The sequence below is a fragment of the Pseudosulfitobacter sp. DSM 107133 genome (assembly GCF_022788695.1).
Lineage (GTDB): Bacteria > Pseudomonadota > Alphaproteobacteria > Rhodobacterales > Rhodobacteraceae > Pseudosulfitobacter.
Genome location: NZ_CP085165.1, coordinates 1 through 5670 on the forward strand (window position 1 = coordinate 1; position 5670 = coordinate 5670).

The window sequence follows — 5670 nt, forward strand, 5'->3', positions numbered from 1 at the left end:
ATGGATGAGCTAGGGGTAGAACGGGCAATGCTTCCGGCAAAGAAGCAGCGGGGACACTTCGTCCAAACCGACCGCGCAGCGCATGAAGCGTGGGGTCGGCTGGCAGTTAAGTCGCCCGCTGCCGGGGCGTTGCTGCATGTCCTGGTGGCGAATGTCGGGGAACAGAACGCTATCGTCGCCTCGCACAAAGTGCTCGCAAAACTCATGGGTTCCTCGCCTGCAACAGTGAAGCGCGCCCTCAAGATATTGGAATCCGGGAACTGGGTCGAAGTTGTCCAGATTGGCGCAAGTGGCACGGTAAACGCCTATGTTCTGAATAGCCGCGTGGCGTGGACAGAAGGCCGTGACAAGCTCCGGTATTCGCGCCTGCAAGCCGAGGTTCTGGTCAGCGAGGATGAACAACCCGCTGGTGCTCTCGATGCGACCAAGGAAGAGTTGCACCGCCTGCCCCGTGTCGGTGAGCTTCAGCTTCCAGCCGGTCAAGGTTTACCACCCGTTTCTCAGCCGTCCTTTCCCGGTCTAGAACCGAACTTGCCCGCCTTTGGCCATCCTACCGAAGATAGCGAATAGGGGTATTCACCGTGGCCAATGTTTCTATCCGTGAGGCGGTAAAGATTTACCAAGTATCCCGACCAACACTCACAAAAGCACTGAAAACAGGCAAAGTTTCTGGTGTTCAGGATGGGAAAGGCCAGTGGCAAATTGATCCTGCAGAACTTGCCAGAGTTTACCAGCCACGGACGGACAGTGCGAAAACAGTTGGACAAGATGAACCAGACAACTTTACCAACAAGAACACCCAATTGACTGGCGAAGTTGACACGCTCAAAGCACGGCTGAAAGAGGCCGAACAACGCGCTGCCGTGGCCGAAGCACTGGCAGAAGAAAGGGGGAAGCACATCGAGGATTTGCGCCGGATGCTGCCTGCCCCGCAAGAGGCACAACGCCCCGGCAGGCGCTGGCCATGGAAAAGGTGAAAAAAGAGAATGGCAGATGAAACCGCGCCACCGCGCGTTGCGCCAACAGTCAAGAGTGCTCCGCGCATTCGTCAGGTATATTGGTGCAAGCTACCCGACGACGCCCAGTTGCCCGAGTTCTGGAAAACACGGCCCGTGCTCATCATGTCGCTGAAAACGACCCTTCACGGCAAAGTCACAGTGCTGCCTTTCTCTACCAAGTCGCAGCCTGACAATCCACATGCTTACCCTATGCAGTCCCCGCTACAGGCGAAACAAGCGTGGGTGATCTGTGACCACCTGATGACAGTGGCCGTAAGCCGCCTAAGTCCACCTGGACGAGTGATCCCGCGCATTTCCGAAGCCGATTTCGAGCACATCAAAGAGCGCGCCCTCAAGAATCTCCCATACTGAAAATCTTGACTCTGTGGCCACAGGATGCTACCTAAAGAGCCAGATACGGCGCGGGCAACCGTGACTGCTTCCCTTCGGTGGGAAATAGATGCGAAGGGGTGGCTAGTCCGCCCCTTTCGTTTTTTCAGACTTTCTTTGAAATATCTACCGCGTGAGTTCCGTCAACAACTGGGTGCGACGGAAGCAAGAGCATTGAGCGTGAAGGCCTCAAATATCGGAACGCTCGATGCCCTTGCGGATTCAGTAAAGCAGCTGTTCATGCAGCGCGCGGCAAAATCTGACTCAGAGCCCGTTGCAGACGGTCAGTGCCATCTCTTCGTGGACGTTCGAGTCTGGTGCAGCCGCAAAGCTTCTGGGCATCTTTCCGAAAGCGGACGTTCAACAAGGTCGGCAACTCGATCCACAGCCTCTGGCACTAACGACTAAATATGGTATGGTACTGTACCGTATGATTCGAGGGGAGCTTGACAGCCATGGAGAACCACACGCACAGAACCGCCCATGGCGCAAAGCGCATACAGGCGCTGACGGATACGGCAGCCGAACTCTTTCTGGAGCGCGGATATGAAGGTGTGTCGATTGACGCCCTTATAACTCAAGTCGGTGGCTCACGCCGCAATGTCTACGGACGCTTTGGCGGCAAAGAAGGCCTGTTCATTGAAACGGTGAAGAGACTTTGCGACGAACAGGCGCAGCCATTGCGGAAGATGCAGATCGCAGAGGCCGAGCTTGGTCCCGCTCTTGTTCTGTTTGGCGAGAGAATTCTCGAAATCGTCCTGCAACCTCGAACATTGGCACTGCATCGACTGATGATTGCCGAAGGCCAACGCTTTCCCGAGTTGTCCCGAGCTATTCTGCAGACGGGGCATGAGGCCTGCGCCGAAATTCTGGCGGACTGGCTGTGCACGCGCCGTTCCCTGTTTCGCGCTGACCTCTCTGTTGTCACTCTCGCCAACCAGTTCCTCACTTTGCTAACCGCAGCGCCGCAATTACAGGCGTTGGTGGGACAGCAAGACACCTCGCTTTCCAGCGCAGAGCGCACACACCTTTCCCGTGAAACGGTCATAACATTCCTTCATGGCGTTCTACCCGGAGACGCTCCCCATGCTTAATAATCTTCCTTGGAAATCCGTCCTCGCCTTGCTGCTTGCAGCATTCTTCATTGTCGGCGGGCTGGGCAACATCTTTGCCTCCGAGACGATCCGGGCCGACTATCTACGGTGGGGCTATCCCAGCTGGTTTCATTATATCACTGGGGTCTTGGAGATCGCGGCAGCAGCATTGATTGCAATGCGTTCTGCACGGCTCTGGGGGGCGACACTCGCCTGTCTGGTGATGGCCGGTGCAGCAGGAACTGTGCTGTTGCATGGCGAATTTACCCATGCCATCGCACCGCTCATGGTTTTAGCGGTAGCCCTGACGGTCCTGTTCGTGACCTGGGGCACCCAACGTCCGAAATGAACGCACGCATAGCCCTTTCGCCATCCCTCACAAGGCAAGTGCAGCACAAATCGCACATCAGCAGAAACCGTCCGCACTGCGGTTGTCCGTGAACGGCGTAGCGAAGGTCTACAGTCCATAATCATGCCCCCTGTCCCGGCGGGCATGAACTTCGCGCTCCAACTCCAGCTCCTTGGTGCGCTCCCGTTCCTGCGCCGCGTCCAGCTCGGCCTGCCGTTCGTCGGCCTCGCGGCCTTCGCGCAGCGTGAAAACCCGGTCACTGAGCGCCTCCCGGTCGATCCCGGCAGCCGCGGCCCGCAACCGCGCCGCAAAATCGTCCGGGGCCTCCCGCTCTGGGGTCTCGGCCTCATGCCGCTCTCGGCCCTCCTTCCGGGCTTCCCAAGCCGCCTGCAAACGCGTGGCAAAATCCGGTTCCTGCTCCCGGCCCTCACGCCCCCCGGCAAGGGCCAGCTCGGACTGCTCCGGTCCGAGACGATCCAACACGCGATCCGCCGCACGGTCGAGCCAGTCGCGGACATGACCGGCCAGCTCGCGGGCAACCTCCATCACCTCGGCCGCACGGGCCTTGGCCTCGTGCCAGGCCCCGACGCGGCCGACCTCGATGCCGCGCTCCTTCATCTGCCACGCGCCGGGGGAAAGCTGGGGCAGCGGCGGGCGATCCAGCTCAATAGCGCGCACAGTCTGCACCAGCTCCGCCCCCTCGTCGCCGCGCTCCCGCGCCGCCGATGCCAGCTCAAGCGCCTCGTCGCGCTGTGCTTCCAAGGTCCGGTGATCCACGCGATCCTCGATGCCGGCGCGCTCAAGGGCGATGTTGTTGTCGCGTGCCCATGCTTCCCGCCAGCCCTCCAGAACCTCGACCTTGTTCCAGTCGCGGTTCTTGGTGGTGAAACCTTCGGGGCCAATCTCGCGGGTGGTGAGCAGAATATGGGCGTGGTGGTTGCGATCATCGCCGTCGCGCCCCGGCGCGTGCAGAGCGATATCCGCGATCATGCCACGGTCCACGAACTGTTCCTGGGCGAAGTCCCGGACCAGTTCGACCCGCTGCGCATGGGTCAGCTCGGCAGGCAGGGCCACACGCACCTCGCGGGCGACCTGGCTGTTCTTGCGGGTCTCGGATTCCTCGACGCGGTTCCACAGCTCGGATCGGTCGCGGACCCAATCCGGCGCATGATCCGGGGCGAGGATTTCGGTGTGATCGACACCGCCACGCGCCGCGTAATCGAAGGTCAGCCCGGTACGCCGGTCTTCGATACGCTCCGCCACACGATAGGCAATTGCCGCCGTGGCGCTGCGGCCCTGACTGCGAGAAATCATCGAAGCTCGTAAATGATATATCGCCATTCTGTGCCGCACTTTGCTTAGGGGTCGAGGGGAAATGCCAGTCTCCCCCGCCCACACAAACGCGCAGCGTTTGTATAAGTGGGCACTTCGTGTATTGCACCTTGCCTAAACCTTTGCGAGAAATCAACAATTGTCAGGAGAGCGGAGGTCAGAATGGCACGGAGTATTGATCAGCAAATTGCAACGACGCAAGCCAAGCTGGCCCGTCTGAAAGAACGTCAGAAGGCCAGCGAAACTCGCCGCAAGATCATCGTCGGATCAGTGGCAATATCCAACGCGCTGAAAGACCCGGAAAAGGCCCGCGCCCTCGCCGCTCTCCTGCGTCGGGCCGTCACCCGGGAAGTCGATCAGAAAGAGCTGGTCGGGTTGCTGGAAGAACTGGATGGCGTCGCTGCGAAGGCGGAACGTCCATGAGCGTCAAAGATCCCTTCCAGCAGCTCGTCGATGAAATCACCCTGATCCGGCAGGACATGGAACGCCTGAAGCGGACCAGTCTCGACAAGGACGACGCCGAAGCCCTGCACGAAATGCTGGCCGAGGGCGTGGATCGGATGCGCAAGGTTGGCCCCGAAGTCCAGAAAGCCGTCGAGATGCGCCTGCTGGGCGTTGCGGCAGTGCTCCAGGAAGAGACCAGCAAAGCCGCTGCGAGCGCCGCTGAGGCGGCTATAGAGAAAACCCGGGCCGAGAGCCTCGAAGTCGCCAGAAGCCTCTCACAGGCCGCCGGAGAGGCCCGCAGACAGGCGTGGCGCTACTTTGGCGGGTTCTGGGTGTGGTTGGCCTCTATGCTCGCCACAGGGGTCGTTCTGGGCCTTCTGTTGGCCTATGGCATGGAAACGGCCAAGTCGGCCCTCTCCGTCAACGATCTGGTGCGCTACAACTGCGGCAGGTCGTGGTTCGGGGGGCAGGTCGTGGACCAGGACAACGGGTCCAGCTTCTGCGCATTCTGGATCAAACAAGCGCCTAGTGATGGGAACTGAGGGGCCACCGATCCCCTTCTCATTCTCAGCAAATCCGACCGTTGCCACAGATGTTGCAAGGCGGGATTGGGGATAACCCTTCCCCTCCCTGCCTGACCCACCCCATCCGGTTGATGTTTCGCCTGTGGTAATGACGAACATCATCTGCAACGGTGCGAAAAATGTACTGACAGATAAACAGGCTCCTTCGTCGCCTGTGTCAGTCAAAAACTCCACCCCCGCCCGATCGTTCGCCAGCTTACTGACGAGCGCTACCGATCGAACGAGCGTGGATTTTTTGCCTTCCTGTAGATCATTAGAAGGCGGAAAATTTCGAGCCAATAAAAACAAAGACTTAGTGGGGGGGGGTAGGTCACAGCTGTGACCTACCCCCAGCTCATAGCTGTGACCTAGGTCTGATCGAAATTTGAACAAGCTTGACCGATATTTGACGGGTCAGTATGGTCGAAATTAGAGCAGGCAAATAAAGATATGCTACAGATTTAACTGATATTTGAACATGAATGAGCTAGGGGTAGGTC

Annotated in this window: 8 protein-coding genes; 7 read left to right on the top strand and 1 reads right to left on the bottom strand. The window is 59.0% G+C overall.

From position 1 onward, the window contains the following. The 5 genes from DSM107133_RS24905 (at position 1) to DSM107133_RS24925 (ending at position 2831) form a co-directional block, all read left to right on the top strand. A complete protein-coding gene (locus tag DSM107133_RS24905) occupies positions 1 to 570 on the top strand; it encodes a replication/maintenance protein RepL (protein ID WP_205387729.1) in 570 nt (189 codons plus the stop codon). An 11-nt stretch (positions 571 to 581) separates the two neighbouring features. Beyond that, positions 582 to 977, top strand: a complete 396-nt coding sequence (locus DSM107133_RS24910; RefSeq protein ID WP_162791938.1) for a hypothetical protein — start codon at positions 582 to 584, stop codon at positions 975 to 977. Between the two features lie 9 nt (positions 978 to 986). After that, positions 987 to 1370, top strand: coding sequence for a type II toxin-antitoxin system PemK/MazF family toxin (locus DSM107133_RS24915; protein ID WP_114291584.1), 384 nt, complete (start codon positions 987 to 989; stop codon positions 1368 to 1370). Positions 1371 to 1843: 473 nt separating this feature from the next. After that, positions 1844 to 2482 carry a TetR/AcrR family transcriptional regulator gene (locus tag DSM107133_RS24920; RefSeq protein WP_114291585.1) on the top strand — a complete coding sequence of 213 codons (639 nt, stop codon included), beginning with the start codon at positions 1844 to 1846 and terminating at the stop codon, positions 2480 to 2482. Further along, complete coding sequence (locus tag DSM107133_RS24925) at positions 2448 to 2831, top strand: DoxX family protein (protein WP_243253662.1); 384 nt, start codon at positions 2448 to 2450, stop codon at positions 2829 to 2831. Before DSM107133_RS24920 ends, DSM107133_RS24925 begins: the two co-directional genes overlap by 35 nt. A gap of 108 nt (positions 2832 to 2939) precedes the next feature. On the opposite strand, the gene mobQ is transcribed toward DSM107133_RS24925, so the two are convergent. Further along, positions 2940 to 4172 carry a MobQ family relaxase gene (gene mobQ, locus DSM107133_RS24930; RefSeq protein ID WP_243253661.1) on the bottom strand — a complete coding sequence of 411 codons (1233 nt, stop codon included), beginning with the start codon at positions 4170 to 4172 and terminating at the stop codon, positions 2940 to 2942. A gap of 153 nt (positions 4173 to 4325) precedes the next feature. Here mobQ and DSM107133_RS24935 point away from each other — a divergent pair, with 153 nt between their 5' ends. Together DSM107133_RS24935 and DSM107133_RS24940 are read left to right on the top strand one after the other, a co-directional pair. Further along, the gene (locus DSM107133_RS24935) at positions 4326 to 4586 is read left to right on the top strand and encodes a hypothetical protein (RefSeq protein ID WP_114291588.1); all 261 of its coding nucleotides are present in this window, start codon (positions 4326 to 4328) and stop codon (positions 4584 to 4586) included. Continuing rightward, positions 4583 to 5149, top strand: a complete 567-nt coding sequence (locus DSM107133_RS24940; RefSeq protein ID WP_114291589.1) for a hypothetical protein — start codon at positions 4583 to 4585, stop codon at positions 5147 to 5149. The genes DSM107133_RS24935 and DSM107133_RS24940 overlap by 4 nt, the downstream gene beginning before the upstream one ends. Positions 5150 to 5670: the final 521 nt, after the last annotated feature.

Bases quoted from the DNA above. Each gene is read 5' to 3' on its own strand.
- DSM107133_RS24905 (WP_205387729.1), top strand. From the start codon at position 1: ATGGATGAGCTAGGGGTAGAACGGGCAATGCTTCCGGCAAAGAAGCAG.
- DSM107133_RS24915 (WP_114291584.1), top strand. From the start codon at position 987: ATGGCAGATGAAACCGCGCCACCGCGCGTTGCGCCAACAGTCAAGAGT.
- DSM107133_RS24920 (WP_114291585.1), top strand. From the start codon at position 1,844: ATGGAGAACCACACGCACAGAACCGCCCATGGCGCAAAGCGCATACAG.
- DSM107133_RS24925 (WP_243253662.1), top strand. From the start codon at position 2,448: ATGGCGTTCTACCCGGAGACGCTCCCCATGCTTAATAATCTTCCTTGG.
- mobQ (WP_243253661.1), bottom strand. From the start codon at position 4,172: ATGGCGATATATCATTTACGAGCTTCGATGATTTCTCGCAGTCAGGGC.
- DSM107133_RS24935 (WP_114291588.1), top strand. From the start codon at position 4,326: ATGGCACGGAGTATTGATCAGCAAATTGCAACGACGCAAGCCAAGCTG.
- DSM107133_RS24940 (WP_114291589.1), top strand. From the start codon at position 4,583: ATGAGCGTCAAAGATCCCTTCCAGCAGCTCGTCGATGAAATCACCCTG.